This window comes from Gammaproteobacteria bacterium (assembly GCA_016199745.1).
Classification (GTDB): domain Bacteria; phylum Pseudomonadota; class Gammaproteobacteria; order Acidiferrobacterales; family Sulfurifustaceae; genus JACQFZ01.
On sequence record JACQFZ010000014.1, the window covers coordinates 71,897 to 94,972 of the forward strand.

The window sequence follows — 23,076 nt, forward strand, 5'->3', positions numbered from 1 at the left end:
CATCGAGCCGGTTACGTTGACGGCAATATCGGCGACGCTTAAGTAAGTTGCCCGATAGGCGTGCTTGTTTCCACGGAACATGATCCTTTTAATTACTGCGAGTTGCATTCAAATAAAAGTATCCGTGGACACCGGGCCTCGGCAAAGACGCTATAATTAATTTACGGAACCACCAACACCTTTGCGGTGCCCAACAATAACTACGACGGAGACTAAGATGACGGTCAGGTAGTCACAACGAATCACTGAGAGGAGCATTGCCATGCCCCAACAGACGTCCACGTTCACCGCACTCATCGAGAAGGATCGCGCCAAACGGCAGAACCTCGACTGGCGTGGAACGTTCTTAGAATATCTCGATAAGGTCAAAGCGGACCCCAGCCTCGCTAAACTTGCCCATGCTCGCCTCTACGAAGTGATCTCACGGGCGGGCATCGACGATGTCAGTAATTCCGACGATCCTAAGCTGAAGCGCCTCTACAACGACGAGCCGCTCAAGCTGTATCCATTCTTCAACAACGAGTTCTTCGGCGTCGAGCGCACGCTCGCGCAAGTCGCGCGCTATTTCCATTCGGCGTCGTTGCACGGCGAAGAATCACGGCAGGTGCTTTATCTCATGGGACCGGTCGGCGCCGGCAAGAGCTCATTGGTCGAGCGTCTGCAACGCGGATTGGAAGAAGCGGCACCGGTGCACACCATCGAAGGTTGCCCGATGGCGGAAGAACCGCTGCATTTGATTCCGAAGCAATTACGGCCGGAATTCGAAAAATCATTGAATATCCACATTGAAGGCGAGCTATGCCCGGTGTGCCGTTTCCGCCTCAAAGAAGAATTCCACGGCCGTTATGAAGACGTGCCGATTACCACCGTGGCGTTTTCGCGCCATGAGCGCCGCGGTGTCGGCGTCGTCCCGCCGGTCGATCCTAATAATCAGGATACGTCGGTACTGATCGGCTCGGTCGACATCTCCAAGCTCGATACCTATTCGGAAGGCGATCCGCGCGTGCTCGATCTCAACGGGGCGTTCAACGTGGGTAATCGCGGCATGACCGAGTTCATCGAAGTGTTCAAGAACGAGCCGGAATACCTGCACACCATGATCACGGCGACGCAGGAGAAATTCATCCCGGCGCCGGGCCGGCACGGTACGGTGTATGTCGATACCGCCATCGTCGCCCACTCGAACGAGGCCGAGTGGCAACGTTTCCGCGGCGATCCAACCAACGAGGCGATCCTCGATCGCATGGTCGTGGTCAAGGTGCCGTACAACTTGCGGCTATCGGAAGAGATCAAGATCTACCAGAAGCTGCTCGATCAATCGGATTTCAAGGCGCACATTTCCCCGCACACGCTCGAGCTCGCCGCCATGTTCGCCATCCTGACGCGACTCGAACCGACGAATAAGTGCGACCCAATGACCAAGCTGCGGCTGTACAACAGCGAGGAAGTGGTCGAGAAAGGCAAGACCGTGCGCACCAACATGCGCGAGCTGCAGGAAGATTCGCGGCGCGAAGGCATGTTTGGCATCAGCCCACGCTTCATTATGAAGGCGATCGATAACGCACTCGCCGAAAATCCGGAGGGCATTACGCCGATCAGCGTGCGCGAGTCGCTGATCCGCATGGTCAAGGCGGCCGATATCGCCGACGACGTGCGCAAGCAACACCTCGAGTTCCTGCAAGACACCCTGCATAAGGTTTACCTCGAGGTACTGGAGAAAGAAATCACCAAGGCGTTCGTGTATTCGTTCGAAGAGCAGGCGGAAACTCTGTTCCAGAACTACCTCGATCACGCCGAAGCCTATGTCAACAAAACGCGCGTCAAAGACCGCAACACCGGCGAAGAGCTACAGCCGGATGAGGGCTTCCTGAAGTCAGTGGAAGAACAGATCGCTGTGGTCGGTTCGTCGGCGCAAGGATTCCGGCAAGAGGTCATGGCTTACTTGTGGGCCAAGAGCCGGCGCGGCGAGAAGGTCAGCTACAAGTCCTACGAGCCGCTGAAGGAAGCGATCGAGCGCAAGTTGATGAACTCGGTACGCGAGATGAGCCGCGTTATCACCAAGGCACGGACACGCGACGAGGAACAAATCACTAAGTACCGGGATTTGATCAGAGGCCTGCTCGAGCGCGGTTACAACGAGCACTCGGCAGAAATGATCTTGAAGTACGCGGCGAATAATCTTTGGAAGGATTAGTGGGTTCCCTCCCCTTCAAGGGCAGGAACCGGGCGGGGATGGGTTTCGACGGAGCATCACAAACCCACCCCCACCCGAACCCTCCCCCTGAGGGCGAGGGCGCTAAATAAGAGAATAGAGAGCGAGCGATGCAAAAAGCGATATTCCGACCCTACGTCGAAGCGGATACGCAGCGCTCTGACCGCAGCGCCCGCGATCGTTCACGGCATCGGCAGAAGGTACGCGAATCGATCCGGCAGAACATCGCCGATATCATCGCCGAAGAATCGATCATTGGTCAGAGCCGCGACAAGATCGTCAAGATTCCGATTCGCGGCGTGCGCGAATTTCGTTTCGTCTTCGGTAGTAACCAACCCGGTGTCGGCAGCGCCGCCGATGAAGTACAACCGGGCCAAGTCATCGGCAATGCCGAGCAGGAAGGTCACAGCCACGGTCCGGCCGGCCAACAGCCGGGCATGGATTACTACGAGACCGATGTCACGCTCGAAGAGCTGATCGACATCATGTTCGAGGATTTGGAGCTGCCAAACCTCGAACGCAAATCGCTCCGCGAGATCGAAGTCGAATCGACCCGCAAGCGCAAAGGCTACCGTAAGGTCGGCGTACGCACCCATCTCGATAAGCGCCGCACCGCTATGTCGCGGCTACGGCGGTCGATCGCCAGCAGCGGTGGCATGCCCGATCCCAACGCCGAGACCCGCTTCCCGTTCCATCGCGACGATCTGAAGTACCGCCGCCTGGTGCGCGACATCCGACCGCAATCGAATGCGGTCGTACTTTGCATCATGGATACATCGGGTTCGATGGATACCATGAAAAAGTACCTGGCCCGCAGCTTCTTCTTCCTGCTTTATCGCTTCGTCAAAACCCGCTACAACCACGTCGAGGTCGTGTTCATCGCCCACGACGCGCAGGCGCGCGAGGTCGGCGAGGAGGAATTTTTCAGCAAGGGCGAATCGGGCGGCACTATGATTTCCGCCGGCTACAACAAGGCACTCGAGGTTATCCAAGAACGCTATCATCCGTCGCACTGGAACATCTATGCATTCCATTGCTCAGACGGCGATAACTGGATGGAAGACAATCAATCGGCGGTCAAAGTCGCGCAGGAACTGTGCACGGTATGCAACCTGTTCGGTTACGGCGAAATAAAACCGCTCAATTCCGGCTCGTATGGCAACTCGCTGCTCGAAGTGTTCGAACAGATCAAGGCGCCGAACTTCCACAGTGTCGTCATCGAAAGCAAAGACGACATCTGGTCGAGCTTCAAAGAATTTCTAACCCACGAACGGGCGGCCGAATCGGCCGCGGCGACCTAACGATGGCACGTCACTGGACGACAAAAGACCTCGAAGAATGGGACGAGAGGATTCGCGCAAAGGCCGAGGAATTCGGCCTTTCTTGTTTCGGCCAGGAATTTGAGGTGTGCGACCAAGAACACATGCTCGGTTATATGGCCTACCACGGCATGCCGGCGCACTACCCGCATTGGTCGTTCGGCAAGTCGTACGAAAAACTGAAGACGCTGTACAACTACGGCGTCTCCGGTCTGCCGTACGAAATGGTGATCAACGCCGATCCGGCGCTGGCTTACTTGATGCGCGACAATTCGTTGTGCCTGCAGGTACTGACGGTAGCGCATGTTTACGGCCACAACGATTTCTTCCGTAACAACTACATGTTCCGCGACACGCGGCCGGAGCTGACACTGAGCTTGTTCAAGCTCCATGCCGATCGCATTCGCAGCTATATCGAAGATCCGTCCATCGGCCTGAAGCTCGTCGAGGAAACGCTCGATGCGGCGCATGCCTTGTCGTTGCAATGCCGGCGCCATACGGTTATTCGCAAGCTGAACCCGAACGAGCAGCGCGAGCGCGCGGTGCAGATGTCGAAGCCACCGTTTGACCCGCATGAGAGCATCCACAAGCCGCGCGAGCGCGTTGAACCGAACTTGTCGAAGGTGCCGCTCGAGCCGGAAGAAGATTTGCTGCTGTTCATCGCCGAGTACAACCCCTATTTGGGCGAATGGCAACGCGATCTGCTACGCATCGTCCATGAACAGGCGATCTACTTCATGCCGCAGATCGAAACCAAGATCATGAACGAAGGCTGGGCCAGCTATTGGCACCACCGCATCATGACCAGCCTCGATTTACCGGAAGACCTGCATTTCGAATTTCTGGTGCATCACAACCAGGTCGTCCGTCCGCACAACGGCCAGATCAATCCTTATTATTTGGGTTTCAAGATCTGGGAGGATCTCGAACGCCGGCACAGCAACGACAAAGATCCGCGCGCGGCGATGTTCGAAGCGCGCGAAAGCGAGCGCGATGTCTCGTTCCTGCGACGATTCCTGACGCGCGAGCTGATGGAAGAGATGCACATGTTCGAATACAAGCAGGAGCAGGACAAAATCGTCGTGTCGCGCGTCGCCAACGACGAAGAGTGGCAGACGGTGAAGCAGACGCTGCTGCGCAACATCGGCATGGCGACGGTACCGGTCATCCGCGTGATGGACGCCGACTTCAACCATAACCGCGTGCTACTGCTACAACACGAGCACGACGGCCGCGACCTGGAGATGGAGTACCTGGAAAAGACCATGGGCTACATTTATCAGTTGTGGGGCCGGCCGGTCCTACTCGAGACCCACCGCGAAGGCTCCGCTATACGCTTTTCGCGCAGCGAAACGGGCTTTGAGCAACGGCTCTGAACACCCCTCGAGGCACCTCCCTAAAATCCGGCTAAACGGCTGAAATGACGGCTTTTTGACGGCCAATAAGGGTCAGATAGCGGACAAATCCAGGTCGCTGGTCTAAATCTTGCAAATCCTTAGTCGAACCTATAATTAATTTGCGGCAACCGACTATGTCTCAGGCATCGACCACACCGCAGGCAGCGAATGACAATAAGCCTTGGGTGCTTATTGTTGACGATTCGCGCGTTGTCCGGCGCACCCTCATGAATGCGCTCGGCGAAACCTTTCACGTCCTTGAAGCCGGCGACGGTGCCGCGGGTTGGCGCATATTGCGCCAGAACGCCCGCATCGAAGTCGTCATCAGCGACATTCAAATGCCGGAGATGGACGGCTACAACCTGATCTGCAAAGTGCGCGCGGTCGAAGACCCGGCGCTGCGCGAAGTTCCGATTATCGTTATCACCAGCGCCGAAGACGAAATCACCCGTGAACGCGCCTACGCCTGCGGCGCGAACGATTTCATCTTGAAACCGTTCCAGGCCGATCAGCTTCTAACCTGCGTCCAAACCCAACTCGGCGAATATCGCAAGATCAACGGCACGTTGGCCGCCGCAGCAACAGCGGCGGTCGCTGCCCCGGTCAAACCGGCGGCGTCTGCTGTGGTCCCCATCACCATTTCCGACACCGGCCCGGGCACCGTCGAAACCGCGTTGGAGCAAATCGACAACGGCCTCGAAACTCTGCGTGGGCTCAAGACCACGTCGGTCGCACCACACGCGTTGACGCTGGTGATGCGCATGTTGCCGTTGCTCAAGTATTGCAATACCAAATTCAATCTCGGCATGGACCGCGAAATCGCCGTCTTCCAACAGCGTATCGCCGCGGTACGAAACGCGCCGACGACGGGTACCGCGCCGGCAACGGCGGAAGCGAAGTCGCAGTAATTCATCACGCTACGCCGCTGGCAGCGTCAGCTGATAGTGCGCGCGGAATAACCCCGCGACTGTTTTGCCGTCGTTGATATCGCTACACGCCGCCCGCATCAACGCTTCCGTCAGTGGCAACCAATGCACCTCGATCAGCTCGTGCTCTTCGTTGGCAGCCGCAACGACCGACAACATTTGCGCGAGAAACAAATGAACGACTTCGGTAAAAACACCGGGTGAGCTGACAACGCCGCCGAGCGCGGTCCAACGATCGGCGACAATGCCCGCCTCTTCCTGCAGTTCACGTTGCGCGGTAATCAGCGGCGCCTCGCGATTGTCGATCTTGCCGGCCGGCAGCTCCCACACCCAGCCATTCATCGCGTGCCGATATTGCCGCAGCAGACAAACGCGCTGCTCGTCATCCAACGCGACGACCGCCGCACCGCCTGGGTGATGTACGACTTCGAACGTGGTCCGCTTACCGTTCGGCAATGTCGCCGTCTCCAGCGCGAGCGAAACGATCCGGCCGTTAAAAACCTCTTGTTTTTCCATGTGGTCCCCAACGCATCCTGTCGTTGGATTGTATCGACAAATGGCGTGCCGATGCCCCGTGGTATCCTACCGCCATGGCCGCAACCCGCTTTCATCCTGCCGTCGCCGCCTGGTTTCAGCGCACGTTTAGCCACGCCACCGAACCGCAGCAGCGCGCTTGGCCGGCCATCGCTGACGGACGTCACACGCTGATCGCCGCCCCTACCGGCTCCGGTAAAACCCTGGCCGCCTTCCTCGCCGCCATCGACGCGCTCGTGCAACAAGGCCTCGCCGGGACGCTGCCAGACGAAACCCAAGTGGTTTACATATCGCCGCTGAAGGCGCTGTCGAACGACATCGAACGCAATCTGCGCCACCCGCTTGCCGGTATCCGCGAGGAACTGAAAACGCTTGGCCTGGCCGACGTCGATATCCGTGCGCAAGTCCGCACCGGCGATACGACGCAGGCGGATCGCACGGCCATGCGCAAATACCCGCCGCACATTATCGTTACGACACCTGAGTCGTTATATCTACTCCTGACCAGCGAATCCGGCCGTAACATGCTGGCCACGACCCGCACGGTGATCGTCGATGAAATTCACGCGGTCGCCGGTAGCAAGCGCGGCGCACACTTGGCGTTGTCGCTCGAACGCTTAAGCGCGCTGGCCGGCCGCCGCATCGCTCGCATCGGTTTGTCGGCGACGCAAAAACCGATCGAAGACATCGCCCGTTTCTTGGTCGGTGCCGACATCAATGCCGACGGCGTCGCCGACTGCACGATCGTCGACACCGGCCATACACGCGAACGCGATCTGGCGATTGAGCTGCCCGGCTCGCCGCTCGAAGCCGTGATGTCGACCGAAGTTTGGGATCAAGTTTACGACCGACTGGCGCAGCTCATTCAGGCGCACCGGACGACGCTCGTCTTCGTCAACACGCGCCGCTTGGCCGAGCGTGTCACGCGCCACCTGAGCGAGCGCATCGGCAAAGAGCACGTCACCTCGCATCACGGCAGCCTCGCCAAAGAAAGCCGGCTCGACGCCGAGCAACGCCTAAAACACGGCGAGCTACGGGCGTTGGTCGCCACCGCCTCGCTCGAGCTTGGCATCGACATCGGCGACGTCGATCTCGTCTGCCAACTCGGCTCGCCACGTGCCATCAGCACGTTCCTGCAACGCGTCGGCCGTTCCGGTCACACCGTTGGCGGCACACCGAAGGGACGGCTGTTTCCGCAGACCCGCGACGAGCTGATCGAATGCACTGCCCTACTCGCCGCCGTCCACCGCGGCGAGCTCGACCGGCTGCGTATTCCGCCGCAACCACTCGATGTACTGGCGCAACAAATCGTCGCTGAGGTCGCGTCGCGCGAATGGTCCGAGGAAGAACTGTACGAGCGATTTCGCCGCGCCTATCCGTATCGCACACTGACGCGCGCCGACTACACCGAAGTCGTGCGCATGCTGGCGGACGGCTTCAGCACCCGCCGCGGTCGCCGCGGCGCCTATTTGCATCGTGACGCGATCAACGGCCAGCTGCGCGCCCGCAGCAACGCACGGCTGACGGCGCTGACCTGCGGTGGCGCAATTCCGGACAACGCCGATTATCAAGTCGTGCTCGAACCCGCCGGCCTGCATGTCGGCACACTCAACGAAGATTTCGCCGTTGAAAGCTTGGCGGGCGATATTTTTCAGCTGGGCAATACGTCATACCGGATCCTGAAGATCGAGCCCGGTATCGTCCGCGTCGACGACGCGCACGGCGCGCCGCCGTCGATTCCGTTCTGGCTCGGTGAGGCACCGGCACGCACCGACGAGCTATCGAGTGCAGTTACGCGTCTGCGCGCCGATATCGACCGGCAATTGGGCGAGCACATCACCGCTGAATCGTTGCAAGCAACGTACGACTGGCTGACGCGTGCTTATGGACTAAATCAGCTGGCGGCGATGCAGATCGCCGATTACCTAGCGGCCGCAAAAGGCGTGCTCGGTACGATTCCGACGCAGCACTGCATCGTGCTCGAGCGGTTCTTCGACGAAACCGGCGGCATGCAGCTCGTCATCCACTCGCCCGCCGGTTCGCGCATCAACCGCGCCTGGGGCCTGGCGCTGCGTAAACGGTTTTGCCGCAAGTTCAATTTCGAGCTGCAAGCGGCGGCGACCGAAGACGCGATCGTCTTGTCGCTCGGCGAGACCCACAGCTTCCCACTGGCCGACGTTGCGCATTACCTGCACAGCGCCAGCGTGCACGACGTACTGGTCCAAGCACTGCTCGACGCACCGCTGTTCACGACCCGCTGGCGCTGGAACGCGTCGATTGCGCTGGCGGTGAAACGCTTCCGCGGCGGCCGGCGCAATCCGGCGCCGCTGCAACGCATGGACGCCGAGGATTTGATCGCCGTTGTCTTTCCCGACCAGATCGCCTGTGCGGAAAATCTCACCGGCCAACGCGAGATCCCCGACCATCCGCTGGTGCGGCAAACCATCGATGACTGCCTGCACGAGGCAATGGACATCGATGGCCTGATCGCGCTGCTGCGCGCTATCGAACAAGGCCAAGTACAAGTTCGCGCGCGCGATTTGCCGCATCCGTCGCTGCTCGCTCAAGAAATCTTGAACGCCAAACCGTACGCCTACCTGGACGATGCACCGCTCGAAGAACGACGCACGCAGGCGGTAATGAGCCGCCGTTGGCTCGATCCGCTGGAAGCGGCCGAGTTCGGCCGGCTCGACCCCGAAGCGATCGCGCGCGTGCGTACCGAGGCTTGGCCCGAGGCCGATAACGCCGATGAGCTACACGATGCGCTACTGCTGCTCGGCGGCATCAGCGAGCCGGAAGGACGATCGTCCGGTTGGGCAACGTTGTTCGACGACCTGGTCGCGTCGGGCCGGGCGACGCGCCTACGCACCGATTCGTTGACGCACTGGATCGCCACCGAGCAGGTGCCGATGCGGCGTGCGCTCCACGCCCACGCGCTGCTCGATCCCGATATCGCCGTCCCGGCTGAGTTCGCCACGCAAGCCTGGAGCACCGAGACGGCGTTGACTGAGCTGATTCGCGGCCGCCTGCAAGGTGTCGGCCCAACCACGGCGAGCGCTCTTGCCGGCGTTGTTGGTGTCTCTGTCGCATCCATCGATGCCGCATTGCTCGCGCTCGAGAGCGAAGGTTTCGCCATGCGCGGCCAGTTCACCGACAACTCGAACGCAGCGTCCCCCTCCCCCCTTGCGGGGGAGGGGAAGGGGGAGAGGGGGCTTCAAACGGTAACTTCGATCGAAGACACCGGCGAACTTGGCGACACCCACCCCCACCCTCATTCCCTCCCCCTGAGGGGGAGGGACCCTCTCCCCGACCCCTCTCCCACTTCGCGGGAGAGGGGACTTTCCTATGATCGGAGCCGAGAGGCGAAAAACACGCCTACTCAACTTAATAAATCGCCGACTCAACTTAATGTTGAGTGGTGCGAACGCCGCCTACTCGCACGTATCCATCGCTACACCGTCGAACGCCTGCGCGCCGAAATTGAGCCCGTCACTGCCGCCGACTTCCTACGGTTCCTGTTCGAATGGCAAGGCATCACCGCCGAGCCACGCCCCGAAGGCGGCCCAGCCTTGTCCGCCATCATCGAACAACTCGAAGGCTACGAAGCCGCCTGCATGGCCTGGGAAGGCGACATCCTGCCGGCGCGCATGCAGGCCTACGACCCCGAATGGCTGGACAGCCTGTGCCGCGCCGGCCGCGTCGCCTGGACCCGGCTCACGCCACCGAAAGTCACGAACGGCCGCGAACGCGCCGCCGCACCCGTGCGCTCGACACCGATCGCATTGCTTACGCGCAAGCAATTGCGGCTGTGGCAATCGCTGCCGCCGCAGGACGAGAGCACCGGCACTCGCTTGAGCCCACGTGCCACCGCCGTTGCCAACTACCTGACCCAACATGGCGCATCCTTCTTTGACGAGCTCAGCAGCGGCGCCGGCCTGTTGAAGAGCGAAATTGAAGAGGCGCTGCGCGAGCTGGTCGCGCTCGGTCGCGTGCAAGCCGACAGCTTCACCGGTCTACGCATGCTGCTGCTGCCGGCCGATCGCCGGCGCCTGCCAGCAAGACGCCGGCGCGGCTTAACGGAAATCGAGGATGCCGGACGGTGGAGTCTGCTGCGGCGTGCGGCTGTCCCTTCGTTGGCAGACACTGGCGAAGTCAGCGATACCGACCCGCACCCTCATTCCTTGCCCCGGCGGGGAAGGGACCCTCTCCCCGTCCCCGCTCCCACTTCGCGGGAGCGGGGACGTTCGTATGACCGGAACCGAGAGGCGAAGAGCACGCCGACACAACTTGATATTGAGCAGGTCGCCCTCACCCTGCTCCGCCGCTACGGCGTCGTCTTCCGTAAGATGCTCACGCGCGAAGCCGATTGGCTGCCGTCGTGGTACGAGCTATTGCGCGTCTACCGCCGCCTTGAAGCCCGTGGCGAGATCCGCGGCGGCCGCTTCGTCGCTGGCTTCGCCGGCGAGCAGTACGCGCTCCCCGAGGCCATATCGCTGTTACGTACCGTCCGCAAAAAGCCAAGCACGCAACAGTGGGTGTCATTGAGCGCTGCCGATCCGCTGAATCTCGTCGGCATCGTCACTCCCGACCCGCGTGTCCCGGCGCTCGCGAGCAACCGTATACTTTACCGCGACGGTATTCCGATCGCGGTGCAAATCGGCGGTGAAACCCGATTCGTATCCGAGATTCCGGCCGACGAGGAATGGACCGCGCGCAACGCGCTGCTGCGACCATGGTCGACACGGCGAAATACACCGGAGCCGCCGACGACCACGGCTCAATAAACAGCCCGCCATCACTCACACAATCGTTCGAGCACTAACCCTGCGGCGACGGCTTTTCGATGCGTGCCTACGTTAGGCGCCCATCACCGGCGACAAAATGCGGCGATTCTGTTTATCTAGGAAATATTCGGGATGAACAACGAGAGGCAACGGCTAGCGGATGAAAGCGCCGGCGCGGGATATGTCATCATGATTCTCGATCTGTTTCAGCGCGATTCGTGGCATCGTTTACCAGCGAAGCCAGATCGTCTGATCGCGCAGGCAGTTACATCGCTAAACGATTAATTGACCGTCGCCACGGTACCTTTGGGCGCGGTCTCAACCGCCGTCGTGAATTCAGCCGGCGTACCGATCACGCGCACTAACCGGTCCGGGCGGATGTATTTCTTCATGACTGCCATCACGTCAGCGCGCGTGAACCGGCGCACATCGTCGAGATAACCTTGCACCCACGACAGGTCGCCGCCCATGTAATCGAGGTCGGACAGAATGTCGAGCCAGAATTCCGGGCTCAAGCGCGTGCTGCTGAAGCTCGAGGTTGCCTGTTCCTGGGCGATACGCAGCTCGTCGATACTCGGACCGGCACGGACGAACTCGTCGACGACCTCCTGGACGACGCTGGCGGCTTCTTCCGCCTTGAGCGGATCGACCACGAACGACACGCGGAAGCGACCGTTGCCCTCGTAGAGCGTGTTCGATGACGAGCGCGCGCGCACCGAATAAGCCAGGCCACGACGCTCGCGCACTTCGGCGAACAGGCGGTTAGTGACGATACGGCCGGCGAGATCGAGCAGTTGCCAATCGCGCACGTCCTGCCAATTGGGGCCACGCCAACCGACGTAGACCATCGCCTTCGGCGTTGCCGTGTCGACGCTCACCCGCTCTTGGAACGGACCAGGCGCAACCGCAACGCGGCGAGCATCCGCGTAAGCGCCACCGACCGACGGACGCGTCGGTAGCGAACCGAGATATTGTTGTGCCAACGCCAACGCCCGGTCGGTGCTGAGATCGCCGACGATTGCCACCTCGATCGGCGCGGTGGCGAGGATGTGATCGAGCCAGGCTTGGGCTTGCGCTAATGTTTGCCGACGGGCATCGAGCGGTGTCAGCTCGCGAAAACGCGGATCGTTACTGGTCATGAACGCATCGACGCGGTCGTTCAGTTGCGCGTCGACGCTGCCTTCGCGATTGGCCTCGCGCGCGATCGCTTGCCGTTGCCAGGTGTCGAACGCGGCCGGCTCGATGCGGGCCTGCGTCAACAGCAAATAAGCCAAGCGAAATCCATCCTCGAGATCTTGGCGCCGGCCTTCGACGTCGAGCTCGAGCGCACCGGCGGTATCGTAACCGGCGACGGTCACTTGCTTGGTCGCGAGCAAGCGTTGGATATCGACCGAGGCCAACGAACGGGTCGCCGGCATGCGGAACGATTCGGCCGCCGCTTCGGTGATGCCGCGATTCAGCGGCGTCTCGTTGACACGACCGCCGGCCACCATGATGCGCACGCTCACATGGTCCTGCTTGTACACCAGCGGCCGGAAATGAATGCGTACGCCGTTACTGAGCGTGACCGAGTGCACGTCTAAATCGGCGTGCCAATCTTGGCGAACGATCGTGCCGGGCGTCGGGTCTTTGGCCAACAGCATGTCCGGGCGCTCGCGTTCGACAAGCTTCGCTACCGCCTGCAACTCGGTCGACTGCACGATCTTCAACAACTGCGCCGCGCTCGGCGGCGACAGGTCGTCCTGACGCGGCAGCGTTAGCGTGAACGTGCGACGTTCCGTGGCATAACGGGCGCGTACGGCATCCTCGACCTCGGCACGGGTGATCGTTGGCAAAAATCGATCGAACAGTTCGAGTTGCTGGCGCGCGCTGATCGGCTGACGGCGCTCTTCGACCGCCGCTTCCATGACCCGCAGCCAATGATTGGCGGCGCGATCGGGCTCATCGAGCGCATCGCTAGCAAAATCCAGGCGAAATACCTTCAAGGCTTGCGCGAATTCCGCGTCGCTAAAACCGTGTTGGCGCACGCGATTCATTTCAATCAGTAATCCGCGCAACGTCTTTTCCCAATCTTTGGGCGCACCCTTAGCGTGCGCCTCGACCAACGTCGCGCCGAAGGTCGTATCGGCCGCGACCGCACCGGACACAAACGGCGCCTGTCCTTCGAGCACGAGATCGTTCATGCGTTGATTGATTAACGATGCACCAAGCTTTTGTACCATCCAGGTACGGAAGCCACGTTGGTGCGTGATGTCGCGCGCCGGCTCGAGCTGAGCGATGTTGACATCGGCCGAGATCAATCCGTATTCATTGACGATCTCGACGCGGTCGCGCTCGTAAGGCCGTATTCCCGTCGGTTGATCGGGCGCTGGATCGGCAGCCGGGGCCCAATCGCCGAACTGCTTGCGCACCATGGCGTCGAGTGTCGCCACATCGGTGTCGCCGGCGATCAGCAACACCGTGTTGTCCGGTCGGTACCATTTGCGATAGTAGCGGCGCAACTGCTCGTTGGTGGCGTTGCTCACCACCGCCTCATCACCGATCGGCAGGCGCTCGGCGAAACGCGAGCCCGGCACCAGCGCCATCAACGCGCGGTTGAACGCACGCTTAGCGGCGTTGTCGCGAGCCCGCCGTTCGGCGAGCACTACCGCCCGCTCTTGATCGACTTGCGGCAGCGCGAGCGTCAAGCGATGGGTAACGTCGGCGAAGAACAACAGACCGAGATCGACCATCTTTGGATCGTTCGGAATCGTCAGTTTATAGACAGTGTCGAGAAAGCCGGTGGTCGCATTCTGGTGCGCACCGAAGGTGAGGCCGGCCGATTCGAAACGCTTGATCAGCGTACCGGCGGGAAAGTTGGTACTGCCGTTGAACGCCAGGTGCTCGAGCATGTGCGCCAAACCGCGCTGATCATCGTCTTCGTTGATCGAGCCCGAACCGACGCGCAACCACATCGACACTTTACCGGCCGGCAATGCGTTCGGCCGAATCCAGTAGCGCATACCGTTCGGCAACACGCGATACTGAATGCTGGTGTCGACCGGTAGCGATTCATCGAGATTGCGTGCGTTATCAGCAACAGCAACGGCGGAAATCACGCAGGCGAGCAACAACCACAGACGGACGCAAAGACGCAGCAAACGTCGAACCTCCGATTTCAACCGCCGCCGTAAACGACCGCCGTGAAATCTTTAACAGATGAAATTCGGCACCAAATTCCGGCTTCCCGCCGGTGTCCCGTTTGCTTTTTCTTTGATCCTTGTTGAGTTGATGCCTCAACACTTTCAATCTAGTCGGTCAAATGCGAGAGGTCTAGGAAATAGCCCGTGCGACCGATAGGCAGAGGCCGAAGCCCGATGAATAGAAGTTGTTGGTAAGGCGCAACAAGCAGGCACCACCCTTACCACGACCGATAGCGTACTCGCACGCGCACGATAACGACGACGCTAGCCGGCGGAGCCAGCGCTTTTTTCGATGACCGTTAATTAACCAAATCCTTCCAGCTTGAGCTTGAGGTCGGTCGGGCTGGTGGCGTAGAACAATGCGGTCTCCTCGTCGATCTCGCCGCTCTTACACAACTGCAACAACGCACTGTCAAAGCTCATCATGCCTTCGGCGAGCGTACCCTTGCGAATCAGGTCGCCGATGTCTTTGATCTTGAGCGGATCGAGAATAAGTTCGCGTGTCAGCGCGGATACCGTGAGGACTTCGCAAGCGACGATACGGCCGTGGCCGTTCTTGCGCGGCACCAAACGCTGGCTGACGACACCGCGCAAGTTCTGCGCGAGCTTGGCACGCATGCCAGGTTGAGATTCGGCAGCGAACGTGGAAATGATGCGCGATATGGTTTCAGCCGCGCCCGGTGAATGCACTGTCGAAAACACTAAATGGCCGGTCTCGGCCGCCATCATCGCCGTTTCGATGGTTTCCGGATCGCGCATTTCGCCGAGCAGAATGACATCCGGGTCTTCGCGCAAAACGGCGCGCATGGCGTCGGCGAAGGTATTGGTGTCAACGCCGACTTCGCGCTGAGTAATGATGGATTTCTTCTCGGTGAAGAGAAATTCGATCGGGTCTTCGATGGTAATAATATGATCGCTGCGCGTCGCGTTGATCTCATTGATCATCGCCGCCAGGCTTGTGGATTTGCCCGAACCCGTGGAGCCAGTCACCAACACCAGGCCACGCTCTAGACGGGTAAAAGTGGAGACGATCTCCGGCAATCCAAGGTCGGCCGCCGTCGGCACATTGGTGTTGATGACGCGTAACACCATGCCGACCGAGCCACGCTGATAAAACACGTTGGCGCGCACACGACCGATATCTTTGAAACCGATCGATAAGTCGACTTGATGATTCTGCTCGAACAACGCCAACAAGCGTGCCGACATCATCGTTCGCGCCAGCCGCTCCATGAAATCGCCGGGGAACGGTGGGATCTCGCGTACCGCACGCAGGTGTCCGTCGACCCGCAGGATCGGATGGTTGCGCGTACGCAAATGGATGTCCGATGCCTTGAGCCGCACCGCCAAGTTCAACACTTGGCCGAGCAACTTCAACGGATCCGTGGTCGCCGTAATCTGGGTCGCGGCTGCGCCTGCCGGCACAGCGGCGGCGGCGGCCTTTTCCGGTTCAGTCATGTCGTCGACGATCGCTTCGGTTTTTGCAGGTAAGTGTAGACCATGGCCCTTGCCGAACGATCGGAAACTGCCGGTCGAGCGCCCGTCCGCTAGGCCTTTTTGATCAGAAATCGAAACTCGCCGTCAACCTCGCTATATTCCAATAATTCATTGCCGGTCTGGCAGGCAAACACCTTGAAATCGAGCGTTGAGCTGCGGTCGGTAGCGACGACGTACAGCGTCTGGCCGCTGGTCATGGTATTAAGCGCCTTCTTCGTCTTCAGGATCGGTAGCGGACATTCGAGGCCACGCACGTCCAGCTCTTGGTCTGCCACTAATAAAGTCTCCTAATTCAAGCCCGGTACTGCCGATTAACCGGCGGACGGAACTCTCAATTCATCGCAATATCGAAGGATAAACAGGCTCCCCAGCCCGGGGAACCGAGGGGAAGCCAAACGGATGAATTGGAGTATATTATCGGAGTACCAAGCGGGCCTAGTCCGCTATCTCGTGACGAGCGACCCGTTAAAAGATCGATAACGATGAAACGTACGCTCTCAATCCTGCTAACGCTCGCGCTTGCCGCGCCGGCACCGTTATTGCCGGCGAACGTCAATTTGCCGGATCTGGGCGATTCGTCGGCCGCCGTCATTTCGCCAGCGCAGGAACGCAAGCTCGGCGAAGAGACGATGCGCGAGATCCGGCGTGTTTATACCTTCGTCGATGACGCCGAAATCAACGCTTACCTGCAGAGCCTCGGGCAACGGCTGGTTGCCCACAGCGATATGCCGTCGCAGGATTTTCACTTCTTCGTTATTAATGATCCGTCGATAAACGCCTTCGCTCTTCCCGGCGGGTATATCGGCGTGCATACCGGACTACTGTTGTCGGTACGTAGCGAAGCCGAGCTGGCATCGGTGCTGGCACATGAAACTGCGCACATCACCCAGCGCCATATTCCACGATTGCTAGCCGAGCAGAAAAGTAACAGCCTGCCGGCGATGGCGGCGCTGCTCGCCGGCATCTTGCTGGCCAGTTCCGGTAACCGCGGCGGCGATGCCGCGCTTGCCGTCACCAGCGCCACCTTGACGCAAAAAGCCATCAACTTCACCCGCGCCAACGAAGAAGAAGCAGACCGGATCGGCACGCATATACTCGCCGACAGCGGTTTCGATCCGCGTGCCATGCCGGCATTCTTCGAGCGGCTGCAAAATTTGAACCGGTACAACGAAAGCGATATGCCGGGCTTTCTGCGTACGCATCCGGTGACCACCGCGCGCATTAGCGATTCGCGCGCGCGTGCCGAGCAATATCCGTTGCGCCAAGTGCCCGACACCATTGAGTTTCAACTTGCGCGCGCGAAGTTACGCGCGTGGGCGGCGGACGACGCCGCTGAGATCGCCCGCGCCTTTGCTCAAGGCATCAAACAAGAAAGCGGTGTGGCGCAAGACGCCGAGCGTTATGGTTATACCATCGCCCTGATGCGTTCGCGCCGTTACGACGAAGCGCGCGCTGAAGCGCGGCGACTGATCGACCGGACGCCGCAGAACGTCTCGTACCGTATGCTACAGGCGGAAGTAGAGATGGCAGCCGGTCACATGGACAACGGCATCGCCCTGTATGGCACGGCCTATAAGCGCAATTCTTATTATCCGCTGGCGCTCGACTACGCCCGCTCGCTACTCAAGGTCAATCGCGCGCGCGAAGCGGAGCCGGTCATACGCGAGACGCTAAAAACTCGACACAACGATCCGCTGCTATATCAACTATTGGCACAGGCCGCCGGCGCCAACGGCAAGATCGCCGAGTCGCACCAAGCGTTAGCCGAACACTATTACCTCAACGGCAATCGCCACGCCGCCATCGAGCAATTACAACTCGCGAGTCACGCGGTCAATAACAATTTTTATCTGCAATCCAGCATCGAAGCACGGATGCACGTGATCCGCGACGAACTCGGTCCCGGTGCCGACAACCCATCGGCTTCTAAACCATAATCAGTTAGGCTTTCTTCTTCATCTGTTCCCATAGGTCAGGATGTCGCCATGGCACGAAGCCAGCGCCGCACATTTTTAAAAGGAACCGCGGCATCGGTACTGTTCGCCGTCGCCGGCTGGCTGAAACCGCGCGACAGCGTCGCCGCCGAGTGGCCGAAAGACGCGTTCTCGGCGGCAACCCTCGATGAGGTTTTGCACAGCTTGTACGGCAGCGCTCAGCCGGTCGCGTCCAGAGAGATCCAGATCAAGGCGCCGTATCAAGTCAGCGACGGTGCACGTGTCGCCGTGACGGTATCGACGACATTGACGAACGTCGAATCGATCAGCATTATCGCCGCCAAAAATCCGCAGCCGCTGGTGGCACACATGAGCTTTCGCCGGACGCTGCCGTATTTCTCGATCAACATCAAGCTCGCTGCCAGTACGCCGCTGTTTTGTATCGTTAAGGCGGGGAACAGACTTTATTCGGCGACACAGTTGATCAAGGTTGCAGCGACCAGCACCGGTACCGGCTACTCGCAGGTCGCCGAACCGCAAGTACCACGGCGCGACGTGAAGATGCGCGTTCGACGAGTCAACAAGGATACCGAGATCGTTTCGCTGATCGAACACCCGATGGAAACCGGCTTGCACATGGATGCGAAGACGGCGGAGAAAATTCCGGCGCATTTCATTCAGAAAGTCATTTTCACGTTGAACGACCGCGAAGCGCTGGTCGCCGACATCGGTTCAACGGTAGCACGCGATCCGTTGTTCAAAATTCGTTTCAAGAAGACCAAGGCTGGCGACCGAATCAAGTTGAGCTGGAGCGACAACAAAGGCGAGACCGGCGCGAATGTGATCGTCGTTCCCGCCGAGCCGAAACACAACCGCGTTGTTCAATCGACCAACGGCCAGCAGCGTTGAACTGAATACTCCGATCCATCGACGCCCGGCGGCGACGCCACCAAGCAAAACGCCTGCGCTGACCAATGAATCGGCGCAATTGCATAACACCGCTCGGCCTGAACGACATCGCGCGCCAATGTAATGTGCGGGCGAAACGGCCGTGGATCGGGCACATGGCCGCATTGCCGCAATGTCTCATTGAGCGACGCGACTAACTGCAGCAATTCCTCCGGCGCTTCCGCTACCGCCCAGGCTATCCGCGTGCGCGCCCGCCACTGCACTTCGCTGAACGTCAACTCGAACGCACGACTGGGCACGGCACTCGCCGCTTGTTCTACACAACGGCGGCGCGCTTCATCGACGGCGCCAAGGAAAACGAGCGTCACGTGCAAATTAACGGCGGCAATCGGGCGGCCTGGCAGCGAAAGTGCGCGAGACATTTCCGCTATTTTATCGCGGATATTATCGACTGGCCATAACGCCAGAAAGAGTCGTTGCAAAGCCACACCTCCACTCTAAACCAACCTTGGACGCAAGGTCCGTTAGTACGATAGGAGAAAGAGGCTCTCAAGTGTTTCCGTCCTTGACGCCCAGCGGTAAACCAGCGACGCTCGTCGACTCTTTAAATAGACACACAAGGAGCCGCTTAAATGCGTAGCCTAAGAGGATTGGTGCTTGCTCTGGGCTTTGTGTTAACTGCAGCATGTTCCAGCGGAGGTGCTGGCGGCAACGGTGAAAACACCGAACCAGCATCCGAAAACAACCCGCCATCCACTCCGTCACCAACGCCTACGACTCCCGCGCCACCGTCGCCTATTTCCGTGGCATTGCAGCAAGTCGTCTTCTGGCGCGCGCTCGATGCTAACAACCGCAATCTGTATCTGATCAAAGAAGACGGAACAAATATCGTCACTGTGGCAGACGGCGCCGGCATTCATACTTATAAAACAGCGGCGCCTGGTGGACGCCTGATTTACGAAACCATCGTTGATCAGCAAACGGACGTCTTCAGCGTTAAGACCGACGGTACCGGCACACTTAATCTAACGAATACGACGAAGCCGGAACACTTCCAAGCGGTCACACCGGCGGGCGACGTCATCTTCAGCCGCGAAGAAAGAGACGCGCAAGGCGAGGTGCAGATGGATATTTATCGTGTCAGCGCCGATGGGAGCCAAACCTGCGCCGTCGCCGCTTCTGCCGCATCGGAGGTTTTTCTACGATTGGCGGCGAACGGTGACGTGATCTACAAAAAATGCGCCAGCGGATTCTGCTCGGATCTAAGCGGCGACGGCCAGCTATATGCCGCCACTTGCAACGACACCAAAACACTTACCGATACAACCGTCGCCGGCGAGCCGTGGTTTATCGGCATTTCGTCGTCAGGTCGCGCCGTCTACATGCAATGGGATGAAGCGGCACAGCAGCACGTGCTTTACAGCGTCGCCGCCGATGGATCGGATCGAAAAACCTTGGTCACTGCCGACGGTGCTTTTCTGTCGCCTTATCTGCATGGTGACGACATCGTTTACGCCCTCAACGGTAATCTCTACCGCATCGGCGTCGGCGGCGACGATACGACCGTGCTGGCCGATTCGAGTGAGCTAGAGCGTTACCAAGCAGTCACCGCTGACGGACGTTTGATCTATGCAACCGGCCGCGCTTCAGGTCCGGCGAGCGAGGCTAATGGCCTTTACAGCGTGCGGCTGGACGGCACTGATCGGCAGGTGCTCGCCAATAGCGAGTACCGAGAAATTTTCGACGGCGTTTCGCCGACTGGACGGGTGATGTTTCAGAGTTACCCGGTCAACCTCGATAATCCGCAACACGGCCACGAGCTGCATAGCATCAAGGCCGACGGCAGTGATGATCAGTTGCTGTCGGGAACCTCGACGGTCGGCGTCTTCAAACAGATCGAAGACGTTTCGCCGACCCACCGCGTGCTGTATCGCACTATCCGTACTACCGGCGATCAATACGACCTGTCTGCCGTCAACGAAGACGGAACCGACGATCGCTTCTTGGGCAGCGGCATCGCTTACGGCGCTGCCACCAATAACGACCGCGTGATTTACACCAATGCCTGTACCACCTATACGCTACCGGACGCACCGCCGAAGTGGATGCTGTGCCGCGATGCGCGCGGCGATGTGATGACGATCAAGTCCGATGGCACCGGGACGACACCGCTCGCTACCGGCTCCGAAGACGAAGGCTTCGAGGCGCTTTACTAAAAAGACAACTCTGGGAAATTCCAAGGACGGAATTTTTCAGAACGATAGGTTCCCACCGTTTTTCGCTAACCGACGCTACCGACTCTTTTAACTCTGCAACTCACTGCGATTACGGAAATGCTCCAGCGCTTCCGGGTTCGCCAGCGCTTCCTTGTTCTTCACCGGCCGCCCATGCACGACTTCGCGCACGGCGAGTTCGACGATCTTGCCGCTCTTGGTCCGCGGGATGTCCGTCACCTGCAGAATCTTCGCCGGTACGTGCCGTGGCGTCGTGTTCTTGCGGATGTACGCTTTGATTTTCTTATCCAGCTCGTCGTTCAAGCTTAGGTCGTCGCGCAACCGCACGAACAGCACGACCCGCACGTCGTTCTCCCAATCCTGGCCGATGACGATCGACTCGACCACCTCATCGAGCTGCTCGACCTGACGGTAGATCTCGGCGGTGCCGATGCGCACGCCGCCGGGATTCAGCACGGCGTCGGAGCGACCGTAAATGACGAAGCCGTTGTGCTCGGTCATTTCGGCGTAGTCGCCGTGACACCAGATATTGGCAAACTTTTCAAAATAAGCCGCGCGATATTTCTTACCTTCCGGGTCGTTCCAGAAACCAACCGGCATCACCGGGAACGGCTTGGTGCAGACGAGCTCGCCTTTTTCCTGGCGCACGGGATTGGCGCTGTCGTCGAGAATGTCGACCGCCAATGCCAGACCGCGGCACTGAATCTCGCCGCGCCACACCGGCAATAACGGATTGCCGAGCACGAAGCAGGAAATGATATCGGTGCCGCCGGAAATCGACGACAGCTGCAGGTCTTGCTTGATCTTGTCGTAGACGTAGTCGAAATCTTCCGGCACCAACGGGCTGCCGGTGGACAACATCGCTTTTAACCCGCTTAATCGGTGGCTGGTCATCGGCACGATGCCCTTCTTCGCCAACGCCTCAATGTACTTGGCCGACGTCCCGAACACGGTCATGTTCTCGGCATCGGCGTAATCGAACAGAATGTTACCGCTCGGATAGAACGGCGAGCCGTCGTATAGCAGCAACGTGGCGCCGGCGGCGAGGCCCGACACCAACCAGTTCCACATCATCCAACCGCAAGTCGTGTAGTAGAACAGTCGATCGTTCGGATGGATGTCGGTGTGCAGCAGGTGTTCTTTCAAATGTTGCAGCAATACGCCGCCGGCACAGTGAACGATGCACTTCGGCACACCGGTGGTACCGGACGAAAACATAATATAGAGCGGATGCGCGAACGGCAGCCGCTTGAACTCGATGGTGGCTGGTCGATACGGCGCGACGAAATCGGCCAAGTGCACCGCGTTCTTGAGGCCCGACAAATCCGGCCGCTCGCTCAAATACGGCACGACCAACACTTTCTTAAGCGTTGGCAACTTGCTTTCGATCTCGGCCAAACGCGCCAGGCAATCGTGAGTCTTGCCGTTGTAGTGATAACCGTCGGCACTGATCAAGACCTTCGGCTCGACTTGGCCGAAGCGATCGAGCACACCTTGCACACCGAAGTCCGGCGAGCACGACGACCACACCGCGCCGACGCTGGTCGCCGCCAACATGGCGATCACGCTCTCCGGCATATTCGGCATGAAGCCGACGACACGATCGCCGGTCTCCACCCCTTGCGCACGTAGCGCCTGCGCCAAACGTGAGACCTGGTCATACAGCTCGCGATACGTCTGCCGGCGCTTAACCTTGTCTTCGCCCCAAAATACCAGCGCGGTACCGTCGTCGCCGCGGCGCAGTAGGTTTTCGGCAAAGTTGAGCCGCGCCTGTGGAAACCACTTGGCGCCCGGCATGCGGTCGCCCTGCTCGAGGACGACGTCACCACGGGTTTCGGCAATGACATCGCCGAACTCCCAGATCTGTGTCCAAAACTTCTCGGGATTCTCGAGCGCCCAACGGTCGAGGCCCCAATAGTTGTCGAATTTGACCGACCAACGCGCCTGTACCTGCTGCATGAACTGCGTCATGTTGCTGCCGGCGACAACCTCGGCCGACGGGCGCCACAGCGGTTGCGTCGGGTTTTTCTCGGACGAAATGGATTTGGTCATCGGTAAGTTCCGGTGAAATGCACGATCGGGCAATAATCCCGCCCCGTCCCATTAAGGACAAGGCCAGCGGACGCAATCCTAAACCACCTATTAGGC

General features: G+C 59.6%; 14 protein-coding genes and 1 pseudogene. 9 read left to right on the forward strand and 6 right to left on the reverse strand.

Annotated features, from left to right (window positions below; translation table 11 throughout):
• Nucleotides 1-262 precede the first annotated feature (262 nt).
• From HY308_03220 to HY308_03235, 4 genes are all read left to right on the forward strand, one after another.
• Nucleotides 263-2,194 (forward strand): serine protein kinase, encoded by a 1,932-nt coding sequence (locus tag HY308_03220; protein MBI3897290.1) that lies wholly within the window; start codon nt 263-265, stop codon nt 2,192-2,194.
• Nucleotides 2,195-2,322: 128 nt separating this feature from the next.
• On the forward strand, nt 2,323-3,513 hold the full coding sequence (gene yhbH, locus HY308_03225; protein ID MBI3897291.1) for a sporulation protein YhbH: 1,191 nt from the start codon (nt 2,323-2,325) through the stop codon (nt 3,511-3,513).
• A 2-nt stretch (nt 3,514-3,515) separates the two neighbouring features.
• Entirely contained in the window at nt 3,516-4,907 is a 1,392-nt protein-coding gene (locus HY308_03230; protein MBI3897292.1) for a SpoVR family protein, read from the forward strand.
• Between the two features lie 155 nt (nt 4,908-5,062).
• Complete coding sequence (locus HY308_03235) at nt 5,063-5,836, forward strand: response regulator (protein MBI3897293.1); 774 nt, start codon at nt 5,063-5,065, stop codon at nt 5,834-5,836.
• A gap of 9 nt (nt 5,837-5,845) precedes the next feature.
• On the opposite strand, the gene HY308_03240 is transcribed toward HY308_03235, so the two are convergent.
• Nucleotides 5,846-6,370 carry an NUDIX hydrolase gene (locus HY308_03240; protein MBI3897294.1) on the reverse strand — a complete coding sequence of 175 codons (525 nt, stop codon included), beginning with the start codon at nt 6,368-6,370 and terminating at the stop codon, nt 5,846-5,848.
• Nucleotides 6,371-6,444: 74 nt separating this feature from the next.
• On the opposite strand from HY308_03240, the pseudogene HY308_03245 reads away from it, so the two are divergent.
• Nucleotides 6,445-9,552 (forward strand): annotated as a pseudogene (locus HY308_03245) (DEAD/DEAH box helicase).
• A 1,752-nt stretch (nt 9,553-11,304) separates the two neighbouring features.
• The gene (locus tag HY308_03250; protein ID MBI3897295.1) at nt 11,305-11,457 is read left to right on the forward strand and encodes a hypothetical protein; all 153 of its coding nucleotides are present in this window, start codon (nt 11,305-11,307) and stop codon (nt 11,455-11,457) included.
• On the opposite strand, the gene HY308_03255 is transcribed toward HY308_03250, so the two are convergent.
• The 3 genes from HY308_03255 to HY308_03265 all read right to left on the reverse strand — a co-directional run bounded on the left by HY308_03255 (nt 11,454) and on the right by HY308_03265 (nt 16,126).
• A complete protein-coding gene (locus tag HY308_03255) occupies nt 11,454-14,312 on the reverse strand; it encodes an insulinase family protein (GenBank protein MBI3897296.1) in 2,859 nt (952 codons plus the stop codon). The two genes, HY308_03250 and HY308_03255, sit on opposite strands and share 4 nt — an antisense overlap.
• Before the next feature lie 345 nt (nt 14,313-14,657).
• Complete coding sequence (locus HY308_03260; GenBank protein ID MBI3897297.1) at nt 14,658-15,812, reverse strand: PilT/PilU family type 4a pilus ATPase; 1,155 nt, start codon at nt 15,810-15,812, stop codon at nt 14,658-14,660.
• Between the two features lie 89 nt (nt 15,813-15,901).
• Nucleotides 15,902-16,126, reverse strand: coding sequence for a sulfurtransferase TusA family protein (locus HY308_03265; protein MBI3897298.1), 225 nt, complete (start codon nt 16,124-16,126; stop codon nt 15,902-15,904).
• A 207-nt stretch (nt 16,127-16,333) separates the two neighbouring features.
• Here HY308_03265 and HY308_03270 point away from each other — a divergent pair, with 207 nt between their 5' ends.
• Together HY308_03270 and soxZ are read left to right on the forward strand one after the other, a co-directional pair.
• Nucleotides 16,334-17,788: a M48 family metallopeptidase gene (locus HY308_03270; GenBank protein MBI3897299.1), complete on the forward strand. Its 1,455-nt coding sequence runs from the start codon at nt 16,334-16,336 to the stop codon at nt 17,786-17,788.
• 48 nt (nt 17,789-17,836) lie between these two features.
• A complete protein-coding gene (gene soxZ / locus HY308_03275) occupies nt 17,837-18,694 on the forward strand; it encodes a thiosulfate oxidation carrier complex protein SoxZ (protein ID MBI3897300.1) in 858 nt (285 codons plus the stop codon).
• Here the strand turns inward: soxZ and thpR are convergent.
• The gene (gene thpR, locus HY308_03280; GenBank protein ID MBI3897301.1) at nt 18,667-19,176 is read right to left on the reverse strand and encodes an RNA 2',3'-cyclic phosphodiesterase; all 510 of its coding nucleotides are present in this window, start codon (nt 19,174-19,176) and stop codon (nt 18,667-18,669) included. The genes soxZ and thpR overlap by 28 nt on opposite strands.
• Before the next feature lie 321 nt (nt 19,177-19,497).
• On the opposite strand from thpR, the gene HY308_03285 reads away from it, so the two are divergent.
• Nucleotides 19,498-20,910, forward strand: a complete 1,413-nt coding sequence (locus tag HY308_03285) for a DUF5050 domain-containing protein (GenBank protein ID MBI3897302.1) — start codon at nt 19,498-19,500, stop codon at nt 20,908-20,910.
• Nucleotides 20,911-20,997: 87 nt separating this feature from the next.
• On the opposite strand, the gene HY308_03290 is transcribed toward HY308_03285, so the two are convergent.
• Complete coding sequence (locus tag HY308_03290) at nt 20,998-22,980, reverse strand: acetoacetate--CoA ligase (GenBank protein ID MBI3897303.1); 1,983 nt, start codon at nt 22,978-22,980, stop codon at nt 20,998-21,000.
• Between the last annotated feature and the right edge of the window lie 96 nt (nt 22,981-23,076).

Coding starts and splice junctions, on each gene's coding strand:
- HY308_03220 (MBI3897290.1), top strand. CDS start 263: ATGCCCCAACAGACGTCCACGTTCACCGCACTCATCGAGAAGGATCGC.
- yhbH (MBI3897291.1), top strand. CDS start 2,323: ATGCAAAAAGCGATATTCCGACCCTACGTCGAAGCGGATACGCAGCGC.
- HY308_03230 (MBI3897292.1), top strand. CDS start 3,516: ATGGCACGTCACTGGACGACAAAAGACCTCGAAGAATGGGACGAGAGG.
- HY308_03235 (MBI3897293.1), top strand. CDS start 5,063: ATGTCTCAGGCATCGACCACACCGCAGGCAGCGAATGACAATAAGCCT.
- HY308_03240 (MBI3897294.1), bottom strand. CDS start 6,370: ATGGAAAAACAAGAGGTTTTTAACGGCCGGATCGTTTCGCTCGCGCTG.
- HY308_03250 (MBI3897295.1), top strand. CDS start 11,305: ATGAACAACGAGAGGCAACGGCTAGCGGATGAAAGCGCCGGCGCGGGA.
- HY308_03260 (MBI3897297.1), bottom strand. CDS start 15,812: ATGACTGAACCGGAAAAGGCCGCCGCCGCCGCTGTGCCGGCAGGCGCA.
- HY308_03270 (MBI3897299.1), top strand. CDS start 16,334: ATGAAACGTACGCTCTCAATCCTGCTAACGCTCGCGCTTGCCGCGCCG.
- soxZ (MBI3897300.1), top strand. CDS start 17,837: ATGGCACGAAGCCAGCGCCGCACATTTTTAAAAGGAACCGCGGCATCG.
- HY308_03290 (MBI3897303.1), bottom strand. CDS start 22,980: ATGACCAAATCCATTTCGTCCGAGAAAAACCCGACGCAACCGCTGTGG.